Here is a 24,749-nt window from a genome sequence, read left to right on the forward strand (position 1 = left end):
GGGCGATAATGTGGAAATGAATGTCGAGCTGATCACGCCGATCGCCATGGAAGAGAAGCTGCGCTTCGCTATCCGTGAAGGCGGTCGTACCGTCGGCGCCGGCGTCGTCTCCAAAATCGTCGAGTAAACCTCTCGCGATACCAAATTCGGGAAGCGGCGTACCCTCGGGTGCGCCGCTTTCTTTTTGCCTGCGCTTCAGCGTCGCACTGCAGGCCGCGATCTGGACAGGCCCCGGTGCCACCGGTACCTCTTTGAGACCTTCAAGAGGCCGCGTTGAATTGCCATGTCCGCCACGCTCGAACTTCGCCTGAACCCTGCGCTCGACCCGGAACCCTGGGCGAAGATCTATGCCGCCAACAAGCTGGTACAGATTCCGGATATCCTTGAGCCGGAACTGGCGGACGAGATCGAGAGCCTGCTGAGCCGGTCCCTGCAATGGCGGATGGTTTTTGTCGAAGCCGATCCGGCTGCGCCGGGCGGTGAGCGCGTGGTGCAATTGACGCAGCAGGACATGATGCAGCTGGGCCGGGAGGGCGTCGGGCGCAAGATCGCCCATGTGATGGAGCGGGCGCGGGAAAATTACGGCTATCTCTACGACGCCTATCCGATGATCGAGGCCTACACGTCCAATTGGGATCCCGGACATCCGATCCACCGATTGACCGAGTTCATCAACTCGCCGGACTTTCTGGAGTTCGGGCGTCAGGTCACCGGTGCGCCTGTCGTCACCAAGGCGGATGCCCAGGCCACACGCTACGCCCGCGGTCACTTCCTCACCCGGCATGTCGACGAGGGTCACGACAAGGAACGGGTCGCGGCCTATACATTCGGATTCACGCGCAACTGGCAGCCGGACTGGGGCGGGCTCCTCATGCTGCTGGATGAGAAGATGGATATTTCCAAGGCCTTCCTGCCCCGCTTCAACATGCTGTCGATCTTTGATGGCCGGCAGGTGCATTCCGTCAGTCCTGTGTCTCCCTTTGCCGGCGGTGCCCGTCACCAGATCACGGGCTGGTTCCGCAATGACAAACCCTATCGGGAAGGCTGATGCAGGACCCGCGTCTCGCCGAGGCTGCCCAGCGACGGCTCGCGGATGATTTCCGGGGGGCCTGGTCGCTCTGCCAAGCCGTGCTGCAGGACCAGCCCGGCAATGCCGCCGCCTTCAGCATCATGGCGATCTGCGCGATCGAAACCGGCGACCTGGCGACAGGAGCCAAGCTCCTGGACCAGGCCGATCAGGCCGATCCTGCAGAACCCCTGTCAGCCCTCTATCGCTCGATGTTGCTGGAAGCGACCGGCGATCTGCCGGCTGCGCTGGCAGCCGCACGCCGGGCCAGTGAACTGGCTCCGGACCGGTTTGATGTCTGGGGGCGTTATGGCGATCTGGCGGGCAAGCTGGAAGACTTCGAGGTTTGCGCCGAAGCCCTGTCACGCGCGATCGAGGTGGAGCCCGGACATCCGGCCGCGCCGCAAGTCGCCCTGCGTCTGGCCGGCGCCCGGATGGAGATGCGGGATCTTGAAGGCACGGATGCCGCGTTGAAAGCTGCCGAGGCGGGCGGTTTGGCGGGCAGCCTCGATGTCTTGCGCCTAAAGTCGGAACTGGCCCGCCATGTGGGAGACTGGAATCTCCTGGCCCGGACCGCGCAGGCCTGGCTGGATTTGGCGCCGGACGACCTGGAAGCCATGGGCGCCCTGGCGCTGGGCTTGGGCCAGCAGGGGCTCTACAAGCGGGCCGTCCGCCTGTTCCAGACGGTCGTGGATTCCGACGGGACGGCCGAGAACTGGGCTGCGATGGGGCGCTTGATCCTGGGAACTCGCGATCTTCTCGGCGCCAAGGCCGCTTTCGACAAGGCGCTTGAGCTGGACCCGGATTGTGCCGAGGCGACATTTGGGAGAGCCCGGATCCTGACATTCATGGGAGATACGCAAGAGGCCGCCAGGATGTGCCGGCGCACCCTCGAAATCGATCCCGGCAATTTCGAAGCCTATGGTCAATTGTCCGAGGTCACGGGCGGTCGCCTGACAGATGAGGAACTCGCCCAGCTGGAGATCGAGGTCGAAAAGCCCGGCATGCCGGCTGATCGTTTGTCCATTGGCCTGTTTGCGCTGGGTGACGCGTATCACCGTCGCAAACGCCGGGAAGACGCTTTCCGGGCCTGGGGCCGGGCCAATGACACGAAAAAACTGCAGCACAATGGGGCCATCGTCTCGGCCTATGACCGTGCCGAACAGGAGCGGCGCACGGCCTGGCTGGAAACAGTATTTGCGGGTCCGGTGCCAGGGCCGTATCCGGACAGTCCGGCCCAACAGCCGCTTTTCATTGTCGGCATGCCGCGTTCCGGTACGACCCTGATCGAGGCGGCCATCGCCGCCCACAAGGATGTCGTGGCTGGTGGCGAGCTCAGCATGATGCCCGCGCTTTTTGAGGAGTTCCTGCGCTGGGCCGCAGAGACCGGATGGTCCGGCGGTGATATCCCTCAGGAGCGGGCAGATCACTGGCGCGCGCGCTATCTTTCGCAATATGCCGATTATGACCTGACCGGCTCGCCCTGGGTGACCGACAAGCAACCGGCAAATTTCATCGCCGTCGGCTTGATGCGGCGACTTTTCCCTGCTTCGCCGGTCATCCATATCCGCCGAAAGCCGGTGGAGGTCGCCTTCTCGATCTATCGCCGCAATTTCTCGCGGATGTGGCCCTACGCCCATGATCTCGATGATCTGGCCCACGTGTATGCCCAGCAGTCCCGCTTGGGAGCGCATTGGGCCCGGACGGATCCGGACTGGGTGACCCCGCTCCAATTCGAGGATCTGGTGGGGGATTTCGAGACCCAGCTTCGCAAGGTGGTCGCACGCTGTGGCTTGGCATGGGACCCCAATTGCCTGACCTATTACGACGCGCCGGAACGGGCTGTCATGACGTTCAGTGCCGTCCAGGTCCGCAAACCGCCCTCCGCGGATCATCTGGATTCGACCTCACCCTATGCCGACTTCCTCCTGCCCTTCGAGCAGGCGCTGAGTGCCTTCCCGGTCAGTCCGGACACCGGGGCCTGGGGCGAGGCATCCGGCCCGGGCAGGTCAGGTGAGCGCGCCAGGGCGCGGGAAGGCGGGTTTTTGTCCCGTCTGCTGGGACGCCCGTCATGAGTCTCGCACAGCTTCAGGCGGCCGCGCGAATGCTGCAGCAGGGGAAGCCTGCCGACGCCGAGGCGCAGATGGACAGGGTCCTGAGCGCAAATCCCGAAGATGCGGAAGCCTTGCACTTGCGTGGTCTGGCGCGGGGAAGGCAGGGCAAGACGGCTGAGGCCTTGGCGGATCTGCAGGCCGCGGCCCGTCGCCATGATCAGCCGCACGCCGTTTTGAGCAATCTGGGCAATCTCAAGCGCCGGAGCGGCGATCCGGAGGGCGCTGTTGCCGCGTATGAGGCCGCGCTGGAACAGGAACCCGACTTTGTCGATGCGCGGGTGAATCTCGGAATTGCACTGACGGATCTGCGCCGTCTTGAGTCCGCGGCGGCGGCCTTTGAGACTGTGATCGCGCGCCAGCCCGGGCATACGGCTGCCCTGAATGGTCTCGGTATTGTCCGTCATCACCAGGGTGACGAAGAGGGGGCGATGCAGGCCTACACGGACTGCATCGCCAGCAATCCGAATGCCATTATGCCGCGAATCAATCGCGGTGCCCTTCATCGTAGTCGCAACGCGATCCAGGCTTCGCTGACCGATCTCGAAGAGGCGTGCCGACTGGCGCCCCGTATGGCTGAGGCCCATTACCAGAGGGGGCACACCCTGCGCACGCTTGGCCAGACTGAGGCCGCGCGCGACGCCTATCGGCAGGCCGTCGCTTGCGCGCCGCAGCGGGCCGACATCCATCGCGATCTGGCGGGGTTGTTGTGGGAAATGGGGGAGTCGGAGAAGAGCACGTCGGTTCTTGACCAGGTTCTGGCCCAGCACCCAACGGCTGACCTGCACCACACGCGCGCTCGTGTTCTCATGCGGACAGGGCGTCCGGAAGCGGCCATGGAAGCAGCCGGGGCTGCCCTCGCACTGGATGAGCGGCATGCTGATGCCAAGGCACTTCGCGGAGAGATACTCGCCAAACTAGGCGACCCCGCAGACGCGATCGGCGATATTCGGGACGCGCTGGCCCTGACGGGCGGGGCCGATTTCGCGATTCGGCACCAATTGGCGGAGGCTTGCCTGGCCGCGGGCCGTTTCGACAAGGCGGAACAGGCACTGGATGCGGTGCCGCCGCCTGAACATCTGCAGAAGCATGTTGCGCTGCAGGCCACGGTTTGGCGCTGCCTCGGCGATGATCGGTACAAGCGGCTGTATGATTACGACCTGCTCACCGCCAAGCGTTTCATCGAGACGCCGCCCGGCTTTTCCTCGCTCGAGGCTTTCAACGAAGAGCTTGCTGAAAGGATCGAGCATCTGCACTCCACGCGGGCGCAGCCGATCGAGCAGACCCTGTTCGGTGGAACCCAGTCACCGGGCCGACTGTGGGATGTCGATGACCCCGTCATTCAGGCCCTGGGTAAGGCCTTGCTGGATATGGCGTCGCGATTCGTGTCCGAACTGCCGGACGATCCCGAACACCCTTTTCTGGCGCGCAAGTCATCCGCGTTGAAGCTGACCGGGGCCTGGTCTGTCCGCCTGGCATCGGGCGGAGGACATGTCGATCACATCCATCCGGCGGGATGGATCAGTGCCAGCTATTATGTGCAGGTCCCAAAGGCCGTGATCGAGGGGGAGCGGGCCGGGTGGTTGCGGCTGGGTGCGCCGGGCGTGGCCGGCCTTGAGATGGACGCCGAGCGCTATATCTGCCCCGAGGCCGGGGCGGCGATCCTGTTCCCCTCTTACATGTGGCATGGTGTTGAGCCATTTCAGGCTGATGACGTAAGAGTTACCGCACCTTTCGACCTTTTGCCCGTTTGACGCACGATTTGCCCGGTTAACCGTGGGCTTGGTGGCAAATTACAAGCGATTGCCTGCTTTTGCGAGAGCATCTGGAAAGGTCTGAGGCATATTCGCAACAGTGCGGCGTGAATGGCGCTCGGCTAACGCTTGTGACAGTCCCGTGTCATTGACCCTTCGTATTTCGCATGGGTACTTTGCAAATAAGGCGGAGAAACGTGAGCTCCGCCGAGCGGGGGATTCTGCCGAACCAAATTTGCTCAGGCGGGCTTCCCAAACCAACCTTACTCGGAGGGATTAAGAGTGAGACCGACTTCTCTTAAAGCTTGCCTGATGGCCAGCACGCTCATCGGTGGCATGGCTACGGCCGCGCCGGCGATGGCGCAGGACGACGACATCGTCGTCATCACCGGTACCCGCATTCAGCGTACCGACACCGTGGCGCCGAGCCCGATCACCTCGGTTGACGAGGAAATGTTCGAGCTGAACAACGTCGTCAACACCGAAGACCTTCTCAACACGCTGCCGCAGCTGATCCCGGCTTTCGACGCCACGTCGAACAACCCGGGTAACGGTACGGCCACCGTGTCGCTCCGCGGCCTGGGCACCACGCGTACGCTGGTCCTGGTTGACGGTCAGCGCTTCGTCGGTTCGGGCGCTGCTCAGGTCGTCGACCTGAACAACATCCCGGCTGCCATGGTGGAGCGCGTCGACGTCGTGACCGGTGGTGCTTCCGCTGTTTACGGTTCTGACGCTGTTGCCGGTGTTGTGAACTTCATCCTGCGTGACGATTTCGAAGGCGTTGAAGTTTCCGCGTCGCACGAATTCTCCATGGAAGAAGGCGATGCCGCCATCTCCGACGTCTCCGTGACCGTCGGCGGCAACTTCGACAATGGTCGTGGTAACGCCGTGATCTCCATGGGCTACACGAGCCGTGAAGCGGTCTTCCAGGCTTCCCGTGACTTCTCGCAAGTCGCTTACTGGTCGCCGGGACCGGGCACCGATCCGTACATTCCGGGCGGTTCTTCCAACATTCCGGGCACCCGTATCCGTCCGGCTGCTGGCTCTGCATTTGACGTGACCACGGACACGAGCGGCCAGCCGGTTGCTTGGTCGCCGTACAACTACGCGCCGACCAACTACCTGCAGCTGCCGCAAGAACGTCACATGATCTCGGGCTTTGCCACGTATGAGATCGCTGACAACATCGAGATGTATGCTCGCGGCATCTACTCCAACAACGTGGTTGACTCCCAGCTTGCTCCGACCCCGACGGGTACCCTGGGCATGACGATCAACCTCGACAACCCGTTCCTGTCCACGGACCTGCGCGACCTGATCGCCAACGATCCGAACTCGAACAATGGCGATGGTACGGCCGATATCCGCATCAACCGTCGTATGCAGGAAATCTCCACGCGGAACTCTCTGCGTGACACGAACACCTTCCAGGGTGTCTTCGGTTTCCGCGGCGATCTGAGCGAGAACTGGTCTTACGACGTCTTCTACAACTACTCGCGTTCGTCGGTTTCGCAGATCCTGTCTGGCAACATCTCCGTGTCGGCCTTCCAGGAAGCTCTGCTTTGCGACGGTGGCCCGACGGCCATTGCCAGCGGTTGTACGGCTCCGGCTCTGGACATCTTCAACGGCCCGGACTCCGTGTCCGCCGCCGGTGCTGATTTCATCGCCCGTACGGGTGCCCAGATCGACGTGATCGAAGCCACCCAAGCTGTTGCTGCCCTGTCCGGTACGCTGGAAAACATGGCGTCCCCGATGGCTGACGTTGCTCCGGCTCTGGTGTTCGGTGTCGAATACCGCGAGAACAGCGCGTCCATCCGTCCGGACTCCGTGCTTGGCCCGGATGTTCGCGGCTTCAACCAGTCGCTGCCGATCGAAGGTTCGTTCGACGTCTATGAGTTCTTCACGGAAGTCGACGTTCCGCTGATCACGGACCGCCCGGGCATCGAAAGCCTGAACTTCACCGGCGCTTTCCGTCTGTCCGATTACTCGACCATCGGTACGGCCCAGACGTATGCTGCCGGCTTCGGTTGGGAACCGATTGAAGACCTGCGCATCCGTACCCAGTACAACCGCGCTGTGCGTGCGCCGAACGTGGGCGACCTGTTCGCTCCGGCCACCAACGGCTTCCCGGGTGCACAAGACCCGTGCTCCGGCGGTCTGGGTTCCTACTCGTCGGCCACGATCGACGCCAACTGTATCGCAACCGGTGTCCCGGCTGCTGCTGTCGGCACGGCGTTCCAGTCGAACGCTCAGATCGAAGCCCTGTTCGGTGGTAACCCGAACGTTCAAGAAGAAACCGCTGACACCTTCACCATCGGTGCTGTGTGGCAGCCGTCCTTCCTGAGCGGCTTCACCCTGCAGGTCGACTACTACGACATCGAAATCGAAGACGCGATCGCGGCTCCGTCCCTGCAGAACCTGCTGGACGAGTGCTATGTCCAAGACATCGCTGCCTCGTGCGACTTCTTCAACGGTGCTCGTAACCCGTCCACCGGTGAAATGGCGAACCCGTTCATGCCGGAACTGACGGCTTCCAACCTGGCCGTGTTCGCGGCTGAGGGTGTCGACGTCCGCGCCGACTACTCCTGGGATGCCGAGCAAATGGGCCTGTCTTCGGACCTCGGTTCGTTCGCTGTGAACTACTACTCCACCTTCACGATGGACAATGGTTACCAAACGTCCGTCGTCGCTGGTTACGTCTCCTGTGAAGGCCTGTTCTCGGGTCAGTGCGGCGAGCCGACCCCGGAGTACAAGCACATCATGCAGGCCAGCTGGTACTGGGGCGCTCTGACGTCCTCGCTGCGCTGGCGTCATGTTGGCGGTGTGGACATCGAAGCTTCCTATGCTGGCTTCGTGTCTGATCGCGAACTGTCCATCGATGCCTACAACTACTTCGATGCGACCTTCGCTTATGATGTGAGCGAAATGGCGACCGTCACCGTGGGTGTCCAGAACATCTTCGACGAGCAGCCGCCGACGCTGACCTCGACCTCGTCCGAGCAGGCCAACACCTGGCCGGCCACGTACGATCCGTTTGGTCGTCGTCTGTTCATGGGTGCTCGCCTGCGCTTCTAATCGAAGCCAGACCATCCAATCAGGGAAGGGCGGGTCTTTTGACCCGCCCTTTTCTTTTGTTCGGATTGCGCCGAATGCACCCCGCGGCATTGTTTCCGGCGGACCGTCCGCCTAGCATCCCGCGCATGGGGCACTCTTCGAAAACACATCCGGAATCCGAAGCCTGGCAGCAGTTCTGGACAGGCCGGGCGCGGGGCGGCGAACACCAGTTCCGGGACCCGGAAATGGCCCGTCTTCTGCAACGGCACTGGACGAAGGTTTTCACTGAAAGCTTTAATGGCAGACAGGATGTAGATTTGGTCGATCTCGCTTGCGGGGAAGGCGAAGTTCTGGCGTTGGCTGCCGAGACCGCCGTCGCCCTGCCGGCGACCAGATTGCAGGCGGTCGGGACGGATGTGGCCTGGGACGCCGTGGCTTTGGCGGCGCAGCCCGTCGGCGATGTCAGGCCTGTGCCGGCCGTGGCAGACTGCGCCCGCTTGCCGTTTTCAGACGAGAGTTTTGATCTGGCCGTGAGTCAGTACGGGCTGGAATATGCCGGGGCCGAGGCTTTTCTGGAGGCGGGACGTATCGTCAAGCCCGGCGGGCGATTTCACGCCTTGGTGCATGTCAAGGGCGGGGCTGTGGAGGTCTCATGCCAGGAGGTCGCCGACCTGCTGGGCGCGGTGATCGAAATCGCGCTGTTGGATCGCATGAGCGATTTCATTGTGACGATCCCCCGAGCCGTCTCCGGAGAGGTCAGCGGCGAAGAAGCGCAGTCCTGTGCCGACGCACTGAGACTGGCTCTGGAAAGCGTTGCACGGGTCACCGGGGGCGCAGCGCCGGGGCCGGCCCGGGATCATGTGGCGCGCCTGGTACAGGATTGCCAGTCGGCGGCTGGTCGACTTGGCGCCTATCGGACTGAGGATCTGCAGGTCTGGATCGAAGGGCAGAAGGCGGAATTGGCGGCCTTCGAGCACCGCATGACGTCGATGGTGCGGGTCGCGCAGAGTGAAGAGCGTTTGCGCGATGTGGTGGAGAATCTGAAGGCAGTCGGGCTGGAAGTCAGCGCTCTGGAAACACTGGCCATCGAGGCGGGCGCGCCACCACTGGCCTGGGTCCTGGACGCGCGTCGGTCGGGCTAGGTGTCCAGGCCGGGTGCGCACAAGACCGGAAATCTGCGATTTAGCGGTTTTCATCTCCCCGAAGGCATTGTAGACAGCTGCGCTTCGGATGTGACGGTGACGGGTTCACCGTGCTATTCCGCGCGCGCGGCTTAGGGGTGTAGCTCAGTTGGTAGAGCATCGGTCTCCAAAACCGAGGGTCGGGGGTTCGAGTCCCTCCGCCCCTGCCATGCCGCATCGACGGAATTAGGCCAGGCAAATCGCCTGAACCGATTGAAAACAGGGCCCTGACGGGCCAGATGGATCTGATGACGCGGAACGCGAAGAATAAGACGCCGGCCCAGGCCAAGGCTAGTACGGCAGCACCGAAGAAGCGACGGGCTGGACCTTTCCAGTACCTGGCGCAGGTGCGCAATGAAGCCAATAAGGTGACTTGGACGACTCGTCAGGAGCTGATTGTCTCGACAATCCTGGTTCTGATTCTGTCGTTGATCGCGATGCTGTTCTTCTGGGGCGTGGACACCCTGGTTCGCATGACCGTCCAGTTCCTGCTGTCGCTGCGTCCATAGGAGGAGGCTGTATGTCTGCCAAGTGGTATATCGTGCACGCCTATTCGAACTTCGAAAAGAAGGTCGCAGAGGCAATCAAGACGGAAGCCAATATCCAGGGTCTCGAAGACGTGTTCGAGGAAATCCTGGTGCCGACCGAGGACGTTGTCGAGGTCCGCAAGGGACGCAAGGTCAATTCCGAACGCAAGTATTTCCCCGGTTATGTTCTGGTGAAGATGAACATGACCGACCAAGCCTATCACCTCGTCACCTCGACGCCGAAAGTCACCGGCTTTCTGGGGTCCGGCAAGAAGCCGATCCCGGTTTCCGAGAATGAGGTGAAGCGGATCCTCGGCCAGATGGAAGAAGATGCGGAACGCCCGCGTCCCACCGTCTCCTACGAGGTCGGCGAAACCGTCAATGTCATCGACGGCCACTTCCAGAGCTTCAACGGCGTCGTGGAAGAGGTGGATGACGAAAATGGCCGCCTGAAGGTTGCCATCAACATTTTCGGTCGGGCCACCCCGGTCGAGCTCGAATACGCCCAGGTCGAAAAAACCGCCTGAGCGTAGATCTGCGGGAGGTGCCGGCGCCAAGTCCATGCCGGGCCGTACCGCAAACCCACCGGGGTCGCGACAGGCGCGCCCCTTAAATTTGGAGTGGTGACATGGCCAAGAAAATCGACGGCTATATCAAGCTGCAAGTGCCTGCGGGCGCTGCAAACCCGTCTCCGCCGATCGGCCCGGCTCTGGGTCAGCGCGGCGTGAACATCATGGAATTCTGTAAGGCCTTCAACGCGAAGACCCAGGAGATGGAAAAAGGGATGCCGATCCCGACGACCATCACCGTCTTCTCGGACAAGTCCTTCACCTTCGAGATCGCAACGCCGCCGGCCAGCTTCTACCTGAAGAAGGCTGCGAAGATCCAGAAGGGCAGCACGGCTCCGGGGACGTCCGTCGCCGGCTCGGTGTCCATGGCGCAATGCCGCGAAATTGCGGAAGCGAAGTTCAAAGACCTCAATGCGAACGATCTGGACCAGGCGACGAAAATCATCGCCGGCTCCGCCCGTTCCATGGGCCTGGAAGTGACGGAGTAAGATCATGGCTATCGGAAAGCGTCTTTCTGCAGCGCGCGAAACCATTGATCGCGATGCTCTCTACACGGTCGACGATGCGGTCAAGCACGTGAAGGCCAATGCCAAGGCCAAGTTTGATGAAACCATCGAGCTGGCCATCAATCTGGGTGTTGATCCGCGTCACGCCGACCAGATGGTCCGCGGTGTCTGCGAACTGCCGAACGGCACGGGCCGTTCCGTCCGCGTCGCCGTGTTCGCCAAGGGCCCGAAGGCTGAAGAAGCCACCAAGGCTGGTGCCGACGTGGTTGGTGCCGAGGATCTGATGGAACAGATCCAGGGCGGCAACATCAATTTCGACAAGGTCATCGCGACCCCTGACATGATGCCGCTGGTCGGCCGTCTGGGTAAGATCCTCGGTCCGCGGGGCATGATGCCGAACCCGAAAGTGGGTACCGTGACCATGGATGTGACCAAGGCTGTGGGTGCTTCCAAGGGTGGCGCCGTGGAATTCCGTGTCGAGAAGGCCGGTATCATCCACGCAGGCGTCGGCAAGGCGAGCTTCACCGAAGACCAGCTGGCGGAAAATGTCCGCGCTCTGATTTCGGCGGTCGTCAAGGCCAAGCCGACGGGCGCCAAGGGCACCTACGTCAAGCGTATCGCTCTGAGCTCCACGATGGGCCCGGGCGTAAAAATCGACACGTCTGACGCCGTTTCGGCGTAAAAGACTTGAGTTTCAGCCCGGCAGGCTTTATCCGGCCGGGCTGACCCGGTCTTTTTCCGCGTTTTGGAAAGAGGCCGGCCTGTCCGAGATCTCAGGGGGCGGGGCCTGCGAAGGTTCTGCCTTAATCCAATTTGGGCCCTGGGTGAGACAGAGCGAGATCGATCTGACCAACCTTTGCAGGGGGTCTGTCGGTTCAAGCCCTGGGACAGGACGCGCCGTTCGGCGTGCCCAACCTGTGCACAGGGGAAGGCGCTCCGGAAGGCGTTTTCACCGAACCGTCCGCGGTGGATGGTTCAAACAGGGAGTCCGCAATGGATCGCACACAAAAAGAAGCGTCCGTCGAAGAGCTGGATAGCATCTTCTCGAACGCTGGATCCGTGGTGATGGCCCACTATACGGGCATGACCGTTGCGGAAATGACGAATTTGCGCACCAAGCTCCGCGAGCTGGGTGGCACGTTCAAGGTGGTTCGCAACCGCCTCGCCAAGATCGCTCTGCAAGGTAAGCCGGGTGAGGGCGCTGCCGACCTGTTCACGGGTCCGGTCGCCATCGCTTACTCGGAAGACTTTGTCGCAGCGCCGAAGGTGCTGGTGGACTTTGCGAAGGACAACAAGAAGCTCGTCATTCTCGGTGGCTTCATGGAAGAAGACGTTTTCGACGCCAATGGCATCGAAGCGCTCTCCAAGATGCCGTCCCGCGAAGAGCTTATTGCCACCATTTCTGCTCGCCTCATGGGGCAGGCATCCCAGGTTGGCCAGCGTCTCATGGCGCCGGGTCAGGGGCTGGCTGGCGCCATTGGCGTTATCCAGGAAAAGGCCGACGCGTAACGTCATTCTCCGCTTTTCGAACTGACAAACTTGAACTCTGCAAGGAATTGAACAAATGGCTGATGTAGCTAAACTCTGCGAAGAACTGCTTTCGCTGACCATCCTTGAAGCCAAGGAACTGAACGATCTTCTCGAAGAAAAAGGCATCAAGGCTGCCGCTGCTGTGGCAGTTGCTGGCCCGGCTGGCGGCGGTGACGCCGGCGCCGCTGCTGAAGAGAAGGACGAATTCGACGTCGTCCTGGCTTCTGCTGGCGACAAGAAGATCAACGTCATCAAAGAAGTCCGCGCCATCACCGGCCTGGGCCTGAAAGAAGCCAAGGAACTCGTCGAAGGCGCTCCGAAGGCTGTCAAAGAAGGCGCTCCGAAGGCCGAGGCCGAGGAAATCAAAGCCAAGCTCGAAGCTGCAGGCGCTTCTGTCGAGCTGAAATAATCACGCTTCGGCGTGACCGAGACGGTGCAACGGGCGCGCGGGGATTCCTGCGCGCCCGTTAGCCCGTCTTCAGTGTTTCGCGGTCCAGCCGCTGCCGTTCCAGGCAGGGCCGCATAAAACCGGAGAGGGGTGTCTGCCCTGATCCATGGAACGGCGGCGCGGGGACGATCCCCGCTTCATATTGCGCAGTGCTGTCTGCGAAGGGAGCCGACATGGGTCTGTCGTTCACCGGCAAGAAGCGGATTCGCAAGACGTTCGGTCGCATTCCGGAAACGGTTGCGATGCCGAACCTCATCGAAGTTCAAAAGAGCTCCTACGAGCATTTCCTGATGAAGGATGTTGCCGTAGCCGAGCGTGGCGATACGGGTATGCAAGCCGTCTTCAAGTCGGTTTTCCCCGTCAAGGATTTCGCCGAACGGGCCGTTCTGGATTTTGTGTCCTACGAATTCGAACAGCCCAAGTTCGACACTGAAGAATGCCAGCAGCGTGACATGACGTACGCTGCACCGCTGAAGGTGAAGATGCGTCTCATCGTGTTCGATGTGGACGAGGAAACCGGCGCGCGCTCGGTCAAGGACATCAAGGAACAGGATGTCTACATGGGCGATATCCCGCTCATGACCGACAAGGGTACGTTCATCGTCAATGGTACGGAACGTGTCATCGTCTCCCAGATGCACCGCTCGCCGGGCGTGTTCTTTGACCACGACCGGGGCAAGACCCATGCCTCTGGCAAATACCTGTTTGCTGCCCGCATCATTCCGTATCGCGGCTCCTGGCTGGACTTCGAGTTCGACGCCAAGGACGTGGTCCACATGCGTCTCGATCGTCGCCGCAAACTGCCGGCGACGACGCTGCTCTACGCACTGGGCCTCGACAAGGAAGAGATCCTGTCCACCTTCTATTCGACCGTCGAATACAAGGCGACGAAGAAGGGCTGGACCGTTCCTTACGTGAAGGAGCGCTGGCGTGGTGCCAAGCCGCCGCGTGATCTCGTCGATGCCAAGACCGGTGACATTGTCGCGCCGGCCGGCAAGAAGATTTCCGCACGCGCCGCCAACAAGCTGGCCGAAGACGGGCTCGAAGCCCTGCTGGTTTCCGATGAACACCTGCTCAACGGCTATCTGGCCGAAGACATGGTCAACATGGAAACCGGTGAGATCTTCGCCGAAGCCGGTGACGAAGTGACCCAGGAAGCGCTCGACCTGCTGAAGGATACGGGCGTCAAGGTTCTCAACCTGCTGGACATTGATCCGGCCACCGGTGTCGGGCCCTATATCCGCGCGACACTGGCCGCCGACAAGAATGAAAGCCGCGAGCAGGCTCTGGTGGACATCTACCGGGTCATGCGCCCGGGTGAGCCGCCGACGCCGGAAACGGCAGAAGCCATGTTCCAGGGCTTGTTCTTCGACCCGGAACGCTACGACCTGTCTGCGGTCGGCCGCGTGAAGATGAACATGCGTCTCGACCTGGATGCGCCGGATGACATGCGCACCCTGCGCAAGGAAGACATCCTGGCCGTCCTGAAGACCCTGGTCGACCTGCGTGATGGCCGCGGTGAAATCGACGACATCGACAATCTCGGCAACCGCCGTGTGCGTTCGGTCGGCGAACTGATGGAAAATCAGTACCGCATCGGCCTGCTGCGCATGGAACGGGCGATCAAGGAACGCATGTCCTCCGTCGATATCGAGACGGTGATGCCGCACGACCTGGTCAACGCCAAGCCGGCGGCGGCTGCAGTCCGCGAATTCTTCGGCTCCTCGCAGCTGTCCCAGTTCATGGACCAGACCAACCCGCTGTCCGAAGTGACGCACAAGCGCCGTCTCTCGGCGCTTGGTCCGGGTGGTCTGACCCGCGAACGTGCCGGCTTCGAAGTCCGCGACGTGCACCCGACCCACTATGGCCGGATCTGCCCGATTGAGACGCCGGAAGGCCCGAATATCGGCCTGATCAACTCGCTGTCCACCTATGCCCGCGTCAACAAGTACGGCTTCATCGAAAGCCCGTACCGCAAGGTCGAGAACGGCAAGCTGACCGACACGGTGGAGTATCTCTCCGCCATGCAGGAGTCGCGCTATGCGATCGCCCAGGCGAACGCCCACGTGACCGAAGCCGGTGAGCTGGACAATGAGTTCGTGAACTGCCGTATCGGTGGTGAAGTCACGCTCGTGCCGCGCGAGGATGTGGAATATATCGACGTTTCGCCGAAACAGGTGGTGTCGGTTGCTGCGGCGCTGATCCCGTTCCTGGAAAACGATGACGCCAACCGCGCCCTCATGGGTTCGAACATGCAACGCCAGGCCGTGCCGCTGGTGAAGGCGGAGGCCCCGCTGGTCGGTACCGGTATGGAAGGCGTTGTGGCCCGTGACTCTGGTGCGGCCATTGCGGCCCGCCGGTCCGGTGTGATCGAACAGGTCGACGCGACCCGTATCGTGATCCGGGCCACGGAAGATCTCGACAGCTCCAAGTCGGGCGTCGACATCTATCGTCTGTCCAAATTCCAGCGGTCCAACCAGTCCACCTGTATCAACCAGCGCCCGATCGTGCGTGTGGGTGACGAGGTCCAGGCCGGTGACATCATTGCTGACGGTCCGTCCACGGATCTGGGTGAGCTCGCGCTCGGCCGGAATGTGGTCGTCGCCTTCATGCCGTGGAACGGCTACAACTTCGAGGACTCCATCCTCATCTCCGAACGCATCGTCCGCGATGACGTCTTCACCTCGATCCACCTTGAGGAATTCGAGATTGCGGCCCGCGATACCAAGCTGGGTCCGGAAGAAATCACCCGTGACATCCCGAATGTCGGTGAAGAAGCCCTCCGCAATCTCGACGAAGCCGGCATCGTGGCCGTTGGCGCCGAAGTCGGTCCGGGTGACATCCTGGTCGGCAAGGTGACCCCGAAGGGCGAAAGCCCGATGACGCCGGAAGAAAAGCTTCTGCGCGCCATCTTCGGTGAAAAGGCGTCCGACGTTCGCGATACCTCCCTGCGCATGCCGTCCGGTGCCACCGGTACGGTCGTGGAAGTCCGTGTCTTCAACCGTCACGGTGTCGACAAGGACGAGCGGGCCATCTCGATCGAGCGTGAGGAAATCGAACGTCTCGGCAAGGACCGGGATGACGAGCTCCATATTCTGGAACGCAACATCTACCAGCGTCTGGGCGATCTCCTGCTCGGCAAGTCCGCGGTCTCCGGTCCGCGCGGTTTCGCCAAGGGCAAGGTGACCCAGGAAGCCCTGGACGAGACCCCGCGTTCGCAGTGGTGGCGTATCGGTCTCGATGACGAAAAGGCGATGGCGGAAGTCGAAGCGCTGCAAAAGCAGTATGACGACTCCAAGGCCCGCCTGGACCGTCGTTTCGAGGACAAGGTCGACAAGCTCCAGCGCGGCGATGAAATGCCGCCGGGCGTGATGAAGATGGTCAAGGTCTTCGTCGCGGTGAAGCGCAAGCTGCAACCGGGCGACAAGATGGCCGGCCGTCACGGCAACAAGGGTGTCATCTCCAAGATCAACCCGATCGAGGACATGCCCTTCCTGGAAAACGGTGAAGCCGTCGATATCGTGCTGAACCCGCTGGGCGTGCCGTCGCGCATGAATGTCGGTCAGATCCTGGAAACCCACCTGGGTTGGGCCTGCCGCGGTCTCGGCAAGCAGATCGGCGAAGCCTATGACGCCTACAAGCGTGATGGCTCCGTCGAGGCGCTCAAGTCCGAACTGGTCCGCGTCTATGGCGAGGACGAGCTTCCGGAAACCGATGCCGAGCTGGCTGAACTGGGTCGCAACCTGTCGAATGGTGTCCCGATCGCGACGCCGGTCTTCGACGGGGCCCGCGAGCCGGATGTGTCGGCCATGCTGGAGAAGGCAGGCTTTGCTGCATCCGGCCAGTCGACGCTGTATGACGGCCAGACGGGTGAGCCCTTCCGCCGCAAGGTGACGGTGGGCGTGAAGCACCTGCTGAAACTGCACCACCTCGTGGATGACAAGATCCACGCCCGCTCCATCGGCCCGTACTCGCTGGTGACCCAGCAGCCGCTGGGTGGTAAGGCGCAGTTTGGTGGTCAGCGCTTCGGTGAGATGGAGGTCTGGGCCCTGGAAGCCTATGGTGCCGCTTACTCGCTGCAGGAAATGCTGACGGTGAAGTCGGACGACGTGGCCGGCCGCACGAAGGTCTATGAGGCCATCGTCCGCGGTGACGACACGTTCGAAGCCGGCGTACCGGAGAGCTTCAACGTGCTCGTGAAGGAAATGCGTTCGCTTGGTCTTAATGTCGAACTGAAGAACGGCTAAGACTGAACACATATTGCGCGGGGCAGGCGGCGGCCTGTCCCGCATACCCCTTTTGGGAGACGCGCCATGAATAATGATGTCATGAACATCTTCAATCCGGCCGCCGAAGGCCCGTCCTTCGACCGGATCCGGATTGCACTGGCCAGCCCGGAGAAAATCCTCTCCTGGTCCTTCGGCGAAGTGAAGAAGCCCGAAACCATCAACTACCGGACCTTCAAGCCGGAGCGCGACGGTCTGTTCTGCGCCCGCATCTTCGGCCCGGTGAAGGACTATGAGTGCCTGTGCGGCAAGTACAAGCGCATCAAGTACAAGGGTATCGTTTGCGAGAAGTGCGGCGTCGAAGTGACGCTGGCCCGCGTGCGCCGCGAGCGCATGGGCCACATCGAGCTGGCTGCCCCGGTCGCCCACATTTGGTTCCTGAAATCGCTGCCGTCGCGGATCGCGATGATCCTCGACATGGCGCTGAAGGATGTGGAGCGCGTGCTCTACTTTGAAAACTATGTCGTCATCGAGCCGGGCCTGACCCCGCTCCAACCGTTCCAGCTGCTCTCCGAAGAAGAGTATATGGACGCGCAGGACGAGTATGGCGAAGACGCCTTCACGGCCGGCATCGGTGCTGAAGCGGTCCGCGAAATCCTCATCAACATGGACCTGGAAGCCGAGTGCGCCAAGGTCCGTGAGGACATGAAGGAAACCGGTTCCGAGCTGAAGCTGAAGAAGTACGCCAAGCGTCTCAAGCTGATGGAAAACTTCATCGCCTCGGGCAACCGCCCGGAGTGGATGATCATGACCGTTATCCCGGTCATCCCGCCGGAACTGCGTCCGCTGGTGCCGCTGGATGGCGGCCGTTTCGCGACGTCCGACCTGAACGATTTGTATCGCCGCGTGATCAACCGGAACAATCGCCTGAAGCGCCTCATCGAGCTGCGTGCGCCGGACATCATCATCCGCAATGAAAAGCGGATGCTGCAGGAATCCGTCGACGCCCTGTTCGACAATGGCCGTCGCGGCCGGGTCATCACGGGCGCCAACAAGCGTCCGCTGAAGTCGCTGTCCGACATGCTGAAAGGCAAGCAGGGCCGCTTCCGTCAGAACCTGCTCGGAAAGCGCGTCGACTATTCCGGCCGTTCCGTGATCGTCGTGGGTCCGGACCTCAAACTCCATGAGTGCGGTCTGCCCAAGAAGATGGCGCTGGAACTGTTCAAGCCCTTCATCTATGCGCGTCTTGACGCCAAGGGCCTGTCCGGAACCGTCAAGCAGTCCAAGAAGCTGGTCGAGAAAGAACGTCCGGAAGTCTGGGACGTGCTCGACGAGGTCATTCGCGAACACCCGGTCATGCTGAACCGGGCGCCGACCCTGCACCGACTGGGCATCCAGGCGTTTGAGCCGAAGCTGATCGAGGGCAAGGCCATCCAGCTGCACCCGCTGGTCTGCGCCGCCTTCAACGCCGACTTCGACGGTGACCAGATGGCTGTTCACGTGCCGCTTTCGCTGGAAGCCCAGCTGGAAGCCCGCACACTGATGATGTCGACGAACAACATCCTGTCGCCGGCCAATGGCAAGCCGATCATCGTGCCGTCCCAGGATATCGTCCTGGGCCTGTACTACCTGTCGGTCGAGAATGACAACGAGCCGGGCGAGGGCATGGCCTTCGGATCGCGCGCGGAAATGGAAGCGGCGCTGGAAAACGGCGTGGTGTCCCTGCACGCCAAGATCAAGGCCCGTTGGGAAGGCATCGACGAGGACGGCAATCCGATCACCAAGGTGATCGAGACCACGCCGGGCCGGAAGATGATCATCGACCTCCTGCCCAAGCATGCGAAGATGCAGCCGGAACTGGTGGGCGAGCTGTTCACCAAGAAGGCGATCGGTGCCCTGATCGATCAGGTCTATCGTCACTGCGGCCAGAAGGCGACGGTGATCTTCTGTGACCAGATCATGGGCCTCGGCTTCAAGGAAGCGGCGCGCGCCGGCATTTCCTTCGGCAAGGACGACATGCTCATTCCGGAAGCCAAGGCGGACCTGGTCGGTGCGACCCGGGCGCTCGTGGCGGACTATGAGCAGCAATATGTCGACGGCCTGATCACCAAGGGTGAGAAGTACAACAAGGTCGTTGATGCCTGGGCGAAGTGTACGGACAACGTCGCTGACGCCATGATGGACGAGATCTCCAAGACGACGATCGGCGAAGACGGCCGCGTCTCCGAAGTGAACTCGGTCTACATGATGGCCCACTCCGGCGCCCGGGGTTCCAAGAACCAGATGAAGCAGCTGGCGGGTATGCGCGGCCTGATGGCCAAGCCGTCCGGCGAGATCATCGAAACGCCGATCATCTCGAACTTCAAGGAAGGCCTGACCGTTCTCGAGTACTTCAACTCGACCCACGGTGCCCGTAAGGGTCTGGCCGATACGGCGCTGAAGACGGCGAACTCGGGTTACCTGACCCGTCGTCTCGTCGACGTCGCTCAGGACTGCATCATCACCGAAGAAGACTGCGGCACGTCCGAAGGCTTCGAGATCGATGCGGTTGTGGATGGTGGTGACGTGATCGTCTCGCTCGACCAGCGCATCCTGGGCCGCACGACGGCCGCCGAGGTGAAGAATGCCGAAGGCGAAGTCATCTGTCCGGCCGACACCTATATCGACGAAGACCTGGCCCTCGCCATCGACATGGCGGGCGTCCAGTCCGTCTTCGTGCGTTCGCCGCTGACCTGTGAAACGCGGGTCGGTGTCTGCGCCACCTGCTACGGTCGCGACCTGGCACGCGGTACGCGCGTCAATATCGGTGAAGCGGTCGGCGTCATCGCCGCCCAGTCGATCGGTGAGCCGGGCACGCAGCTGACGATGCGGACCTTCCACATCGGCGGTACGGCCCAGGTGTCGGAGCAGTCCTTCGTCGAAGCCACGCATGAGGGCAAGGTGTCGTTCAAGAACCCGTCGACGGTGACAAATGCCGACGGCGACCTGATCGTCATGAGCCGCAACATGCAGGTCGCCATCGTCGACGCTGACGGCAAGGAACGTGAGAGCCACAAGCTCGTCTACGGTACCAAGCTGCGCGTCAAGGAAGGCGACAAGACCGAACGCGGTCAGCGCCTCGCCGAATGGGACCCGTACACCGCTCCGATCGTTTCGGAAGTCGGCGGTACGGTGAAGTTCGTCGACATCATGGACGGTGTCTCCGTGAAGGAAGAGACCGACGAAGCCACGGGTATCGCCTCCAAGGTGATCATCGACTGGCGGGGCGGGGCCAAGGCTTCCGCGCTGCAGCCGACCCTCGTGGTCCAGGATGAGAACGGCGATCCCATCAAGCTCGCATCGGGTTCGACGGCCAGCTACATGCTCGCCGTGGGGGCCATTCTGTCGGTCAGCTCCGGTGACACGGTGCGTCCGGGTGATGTGATTGCCCGTATCCCGACCGAGGGCGCCAAGACCCGGGACATCACCGGTGGTTTGCCGCGCGTTGCCGAACTGTTCGAGGCTCGCCGTCCGAAGGACCATGCCGTGATCGCCGAGATCACGGGCCGGGTCGAGTTCGGTCGCGACTACAAGAACAAGCGCCGCATCGCCATCGTTCCGGAGAACGAGGAGATGGAGAAGGTCGAATACTTGGTGCCGAAGGGCAAACACCTGACGGTCCAGGAAGGCGATGTGATCCAGAAGGGCGAATACCTGCTCGACGGTCACCCGGCGCCGCATGACATCCTGGCGATCCTGGGTGTCCCGGCCCTGGCCAACTACCTGATCAACGAGATCCAGGAGGTCTACCGACTGCAGGGCGTGCCGATCAACGACAAGCATATCGAAGTGATCGTTCGCCAGATGCTGCAGAAGGTCGAGGTCAAGGACCCGGGCGAGAGCTCCTTCCTGGCGGCCGAGCAGGTCGACAAGATCGAGTTCATCGAGACCAATGAGAAGCTGGAAGCCGACGGCAAGCGCATGGCGACGGGGGACCCGGTTCTGCTGGGGATCACCAAGGCCTCGCTGCAGACGCGTTCCTTCATCTCGGCGGCCTCCTTCCAGGAAACCACACGCGTCCTCACCGAGGCCGCTGTGCAGGGCAAGGAAGACATGCTCGAGGGCCTCAAGGAGAACGTCATTGTCGGTCGCCTGATTCCGGCCGGTACCGGTGCCATGATGCGCCAGTACCAGACGCTGGCCGACGATCTGGATGCGGAAATGCTGGCGGAACGCGCCACGGCTGTGGAAGCGGAGGGCCTTCCGGCCGAAATCGCCGAGGCAGCTGCCGAGGAAGCGGCGTCCGAAACACCGGCAGAGTAGGGGCCAAAAGCTCTTATTTCGCTTTAAAATCAAGGGAAAGGCCGTCGGTGCTCCGGCGGCCTTTTTCTGTGAGTCAGCGTTAATGGGCAGCGGGCCTGAAAATCTCTGCACAAGCGCTTGACGGAAGCGAGTCGCGTGCGTAGTTTCCGCGCTCGTTTTGAGGACGGGCCGTAACCCATTCGGTTAGACGTCGTCCACGGTAACGGAAAAAGCCCTAGGTACCGCCGTTCGAGCTCTTGGCTTGGGCGCCGGTGTCTTTATTTGCGTCCGTCAGTGCAAGTCGTGCTGAGGGGCGTGGTCTTTGAGATTAGGAACGGATTAGAGCGGGATGCCCACAATCAACCAGCTCATTCGCAAGCCGCGGAAAGACAAGCCGAAGCGCAACAAGGTGCCGGCCCTTCAGGCTTGCCCGCAGCGCCGCGGCGTCTGCACGCGTGTCTACACCACGACCCCGAAAAAGCCGAACTCGGCCCTTCGTAAAGTCGCCAAAGTGCGTCTGACCAACGGGCATGAAGTTGTGAGCTACATTCCGGGTGAGGGTCACAACCTGCAGGAACACTCAGTTGTCCTTATCCGCGGTGGCCGCGTGAAGGACCTTCCGGGTGTCCGCTATCACATTCTTCGCGGCGTTCTGGATACCCAGGGCGTCAAGGACCGCAAGCAACGCCGTTCGAAGTACGGCGCCAAGCGTCCTAAGTAAGGGAGACGTCCATGTCGCGTCGTCACCGCGCAGAGAAACGCGAAATCCATCCGGACCCGAAGTTCGGAGATCGCGATCTCACCAAGTTCATGAACTACATCATGCTCGACGGCAAAAAGTCGGTCGCCGAGCGTATTGTCTATGGTGCGCTCGACATTGTCGAAGCGAAGCTGAAGCGCGAGCCGATCCGTGTCTTCCACGAAGCCATGGACAATGTTTCTCCGGAAGTTGAGGTCCGTTCCCGCCGTGTTGGTGGTGCGACCTATCAGGTTCCGGTTGAGGTCCGTGCCGACCGCAAGAAAGCCCTGGCCATTCGTTGGCTGACGGGTGCGGCTCGCGGCCGTAACGAAAACACGATGCGCGAGCGCCTCGCTGCTGAGCTGATGGATGCGTCCGCCAATCGCGGTACCGCCGTCAAGAAGCGCGAAGACACGCACCGGATGGCGGAAGCCAACCGCGCCTTCTCGCATTATCGCTGGTAACAAGCCCCAGGCTCAGACCCCGTATCAAGGACCCTAGAAATGGCCCGCGACTACAAAATCGAGGACTACCGCAATTTCGGCATCATGGCCCACATCGATGCCGGCAAGACGACGACGACCGAGCGGATCCTCTATTACACCGGCAAGTCCCACAAGATTGGTGAAGTGCACGATGGTGCTGCCACCATGGACTGGATGGAGCAGGAGCAGGAACGTGGCATCACGATCACGTCCGCTGCGACGACCTGTTTCTGGAAGGACAAGCGCCTGAACATCATCGACACGCCCGGCCACGTGGACTTCACGATTGAAGTCGAGCGTTCGCTGCGTGTTCTTGATGGTGCCGTGTGCTGCCTGGATGCCAATGCCGGTGTCGAGCCGCAGACCGAAACCGTTTGGCGTCAGGCCGACCGGTACAAGGTTCCGCGTATGGTGTTCGTCAACAAGATGGACAAGCTGGGCGCCGACTTCTTCAACTGCGTGAAGATGATCGAGGACCGTCTCGGTGCCACGCCGCTCTGCATTCAACTGCCGATCGGTTCCGAGAACGAGTTCGAGGGTCTGATCGACCTGCTGACCATGAAAGAACTGGTCTGGCAGGGTGAGAATCTGGGCGCGACCTGGGAAGTGCGCGAAATCCGCGCCGAGCTGGCCGATCAGGCTGCCGAGTACCGCGAGAAGCTCGTCGAGACCGCTGTCGAGCTCGACGAAGCCGCGATGGAAGCTTATCTGGAAGGCGAAGAGCCGACCGAGGAAACGCTGAAGAAGCTGATCCGCAAGGGCTGCATCGAGCTGGCGTTCAACCCGATCCTGTGCGGCACGGCCTTCAAGAACAAGGGCGTCCAGCCGCTGCTCGACGCTGTTGTCGATTACCTGCCGAGCCCGGTCGAAGTGCCGGCCATCAAGGGCATCGACTTCAAGACCGAAGAAGAAGTGGTTCGCAAGGCGAGCGACGAGGAGCCGACCTCGCTGCTGGCCTTCAAGGTCATGAACGACCCCTTCGTGGGTTCGCTGACCTTCGCGCGCATGTATTCCGGTCACCTGGAAACCGGCGTGTCGCTGCTGAACACGGTGAAGGACAAGAAAGAGCGTATCGGCCGTATGCTGCTGATGCACTCCAACTCCCGTGAAGACATCAAGGAATGCTTCGCCGGCGACATCGTCGCCATTGCGGGCCTCAAGGACACCACCACGGGCGACACGCTGTGTGACCCGATGAGGCCGGTGATCCTGGAACGCATGGAATTCCCGGATCCGGTGATCGAACTGGCCATCGAGCCGAAGTCGAAAGCCGACCAGGAGAAGCTGGGCGTCGCCCTGCAGCGTCTGGCTGCAGAAGACCCGTCCTTCCGCATGAAGACGGACGAGGAATCCGGTCAGACCATCATCGCCGGCATGGGCGAACTGCACCTGGATATCCTGGTTGACCGCATGAAGCGTGAATTCAAGGTCGAAGCGAATGTCGGTGCCCCGCAAGTGGCTTACCGTGAATCGCTGGGCCAGGCCGGTCAGGTCGACTACACGCACAAGAAACAGTCCGGTGGTTCCGGCCAGTTCGCGCGCGTCAAGATCGATTTCGAGCCGGGCGAGCCGGGTTCGGGCTTTGTGTTCGAATCCAAGATCGTCGGTGGTTCCGTGCCGAAGGAATACATCCCGGGTGTCGAGAAGGGCCTGAAGTCCGTGATGGACAATGGTCTGCTCGCCGGCTTCCCGGTGATCGACGTCAAGGCCACCCTCGTTGACGGTGCCTACCACGACGTTGACTCCTCGGTCCTGGCCTTCGAAATCGCGGCCCGTGCCGCGTTCCGCGAAGCCAAGAGCCATTGTGCGCCGCGTCTCCTCGAGCCGATCATGAAGGTCGAGGTCGTGACGCCGGACGAGTACACCGGTGGTGTTATCGGTGACCTGAACTCCCGTCGGGGTCAGATCGCCGGTCAGGAAATGCGTGGCAATGCGACCGTCGTGAACGCGATGGTGCCGCTGGCCAACATGTTCGGCTATGTGAACAACCTTCGCTCTGCGACGCAGGGCCGGGCCCAGTTCACCATGCTGTTCGATCACTACGAGGCGGTTCCCAAGGCCGTCGAGCAAGAAGTTATCGCCAAGTCCGCCTAAGCGGACCTCTGGTAAAGTAGAACACCAAGATACGGATTTCGGAGCGAGATCATGGCGAAGGAAAAGTTTGAGCGCACCAAGCCGCACGCGAACATCGGCACGATTGGTCACGTTGACCACGGCAAGACGACGCTGACGGCTGCGATCACGATGGTTCTGGCTGAGGCCGGTGGCGGCA

General features: G+C 61.6%; 18 protein-coding genes and 1 tRNA gene. All 19 read left to right on the forward strand.

The genetic code is table 11. The features are described 5' to 3' along the window. On the forward strand, positions 1-127 hold a 127-nt coding region (locus tag FCS99_RS00005; RefSeq protein WP_456085640.1), incomplete at its 5' end, for an EF-Tu C-terminal domain-related protein. 156 nt (positions 128-283) lie between these two features. Then, positions 284-1,048 (forward strand): 2OG-Fe(II) oxygenase, encoded by a 765-nt coding sequence (locus FCS99_RS00010; RefSeq protein WP_138509276.1) that lies wholly within the window; start codon positions 284-286, stop codon positions 1,046-1,048. Further along, positions 1,048-3,141 carry a tetratricopeptide repeat-containing sulfotransferase family protein gene (locus FCS99_RS00015; protein ID WP_138509278.1) on the forward strand — a complete coding sequence of 698 codons (2,094 nt, stop codon included), beginning with the start codon at positions 1,048-1,050 and terminating at the stop codon, positions 3,139-3,141. Before FCS99_RS00010 ends, FCS99_RS00015 begins: the two co-directional genes overlap by 1 nt. Beyond that, positions 3,138-4,931 (forward strand): tetratricopeptide repeat protein, encoded by a 1,794-nt coding sequence (locus FCS99_RS00020; protein ID WP_138509280.1) that lies wholly within the window; start codon positions 3,138-3,140, stop codon positions 4,929-4,931. The genes FCS99_RS00015 and FCS99_RS00020 overlap by 4 nt, the downstream gene beginning before the upstream one ends. 417 nt (positions 4,932-5,348) lie before the next feature. Further along, positions 5,349-8,006: a TonB-dependent receptor domain-containing protein gene (locus FCS99_RS00025; protein WP_171036181.1), complete on the forward strand. Its 2,658-nt coding sequence runs from the start codon at positions 5,349-5,351 to the stop codon at positions 8,004-8,006. A gap of 224 nt (positions 8,007-8,230) precedes the next feature. Then, positions 8,231-9,127 (forward strand): class I SAM-dependent methyltransferase, encoded by an 897-nt coding sequence (locus tag FCS99_RS00030; protein ID WP_267899602.1) that lies wholly within the window; start codon positions 8,231-8,233, stop codon positions 9,125-9,127. A 133-nt stretch (positions 9,128-9,260) separates the two neighbouring features. Further along, positions 9,261-9,336: transfer RNA gene (locus FCS99_RS00035), tRNA-Trp, on the forward strand. A gap of 69 nt (positions 9,337-9,405) precedes the next feature. Then, positions 9,406-9,675: a preprotein translocase subunit SecE gene (gene secE / locus FCS99_RS00040; protein WP_233352597.1), complete on the forward strand. Its 270-nt coding sequence runs from the start codon at positions 9,406-9,408 to the stop codon at positions 9,673-9,675. Between the two features lie 11 nt (positions 9,676-9,686). Next, the gene (nusG, locus tag FCS99_RS00045) at positions 9,687-10,220 is read left to right on the forward strand and encodes a transcription termination/antitermination protein NusG (protein WP_138509286.1); all 534 of its coding nucleotides are present in this window, start codon (positions 9,687-9,689) and stop codon (positions 10,218-10,220) included. Between the two features lie 101 nt (positions 10,221-10,321). Next, positions 10,322-10,750, forward strand: coding sequence for a 50S ribosomal protein L11 (gene rplK, locus FCS99_RS00050; protein WP_138509288.1), 429 nt, complete (start codon positions 10,322-10,324; stop codon positions 10,748-10,750). A gap of 4 nt (positions 10,751-10,754) precedes the next feature. Continuing rightward, positions 10,755-11,450: a 50S ribosomal protein L1 gene (rplA, locus tag FCS99_RS00055; protein WP_138509290.1), complete on the forward strand. Its 696-nt coding sequence runs from the start codon at positions 10,755-10,757 to the stop codon at positions 11,448-11,450. A gap of 311 nt (positions 11,451-11,761) precedes the next feature. Next, on the forward strand, positions 11,762-12,277 hold the full coding sequence (gene rplJ / locus FCS99_RS00060) for a 50S ribosomal protein L10 (protein WP_138509292.1): 516 nt from the start codon (positions 11,762-11,764) through the stop codon (positions 12,275-12,277). 55 nt (positions 12,278-12,332) lie between these two features. Beyond that, complete coding sequence (gene rplL / locus FCS99_RS00065) at positions 12,333-12,707, forward strand: 50S ribosomal protein L7/L12 (RefSeq protein ID WP_138509294.1); 375 nt, start codon at positions 12,333-12,335, stop codon at positions 12,705-12,707. A gap of 212 nt (positions 12,708-12,919) precedes the next feature. Then, positions 12,920-16,993, forward strand: coding sequence for a DNA-directed RNA polymerase subunit beta (gene rpoB, locus FCS99_RS00070; protein ID WP_138509296.1), 4,074 nt, complete (start codon positions 12,920-12,922; stop codon positions 16,991-16,993). Between the two features lie 66 nt (positions 16,994-17,059). Then, entirely contained in the window at positions 17,060-21,274 is a 4,215-nt protein-coding gene (gene rpoC / locus FCS99_RS00075; RefSeq protein ID WP_138509298.1) for a DNA-directed RNA polymerase subunit beta', read from the forward strand. Positions 21,275-21,602: 328 nt separating this feature from the next. Then, on the forward strand, positions 21,603-21,974 hold the full coding sequence (gene rpsL / locus FCS99_RS00080) for a 30S ribosomal protein S12 (protein WP_011643738.1): 372 nt from the start codon (positions 21,603-21,605) through the stop codon (positions 21,972-21,974). 11 nt (positions 21,975-21,985) lie between these two features. Further along, complete coding sequence (rpsG, locus tag FCS99_RS00085; RefSeq protein ID WP_138509299.1) at positions 21,986-22,456, forward strand: 30S ribosomal protein S7; 471 nt, start codon at positions 21,986-21,988, stop codon at positions 22,454-22,456. 39 nt (positions 22,457-22,495) lie between these two features. Next, positions 22,496-24,571 (forward strand): elongation factor G, encoded by a 2,076-nt coding sequence (gene fusA, locus FCS99_RS00090; RefSeq protein WP_138509301.1) that lies wholly within the window; start codon positions 22,496-22,498, stop codon positions 24,569-24,571. Positions 24,572-24,622: 51 nt separating this feature from the next. Continuing rightward, positions 24,623-24,749, forward strand: a 127-nt coding sequence (locus FCS99_RS00095) for a GTP-binding protein (RefSeq protein ID WP_233352598.1), incomplete at its 3' end; no start/stop codon positions are given.

This window comes from Maricaulis alexandrii (assembly GCF_005871165.1).
Classification (GTDB): Bacteria; Pseudomonadota; Alphaproteobacteria; order Caulobacterales; family Maricaulaceae; genus Maricaulis; species Maricaulis alexandrii.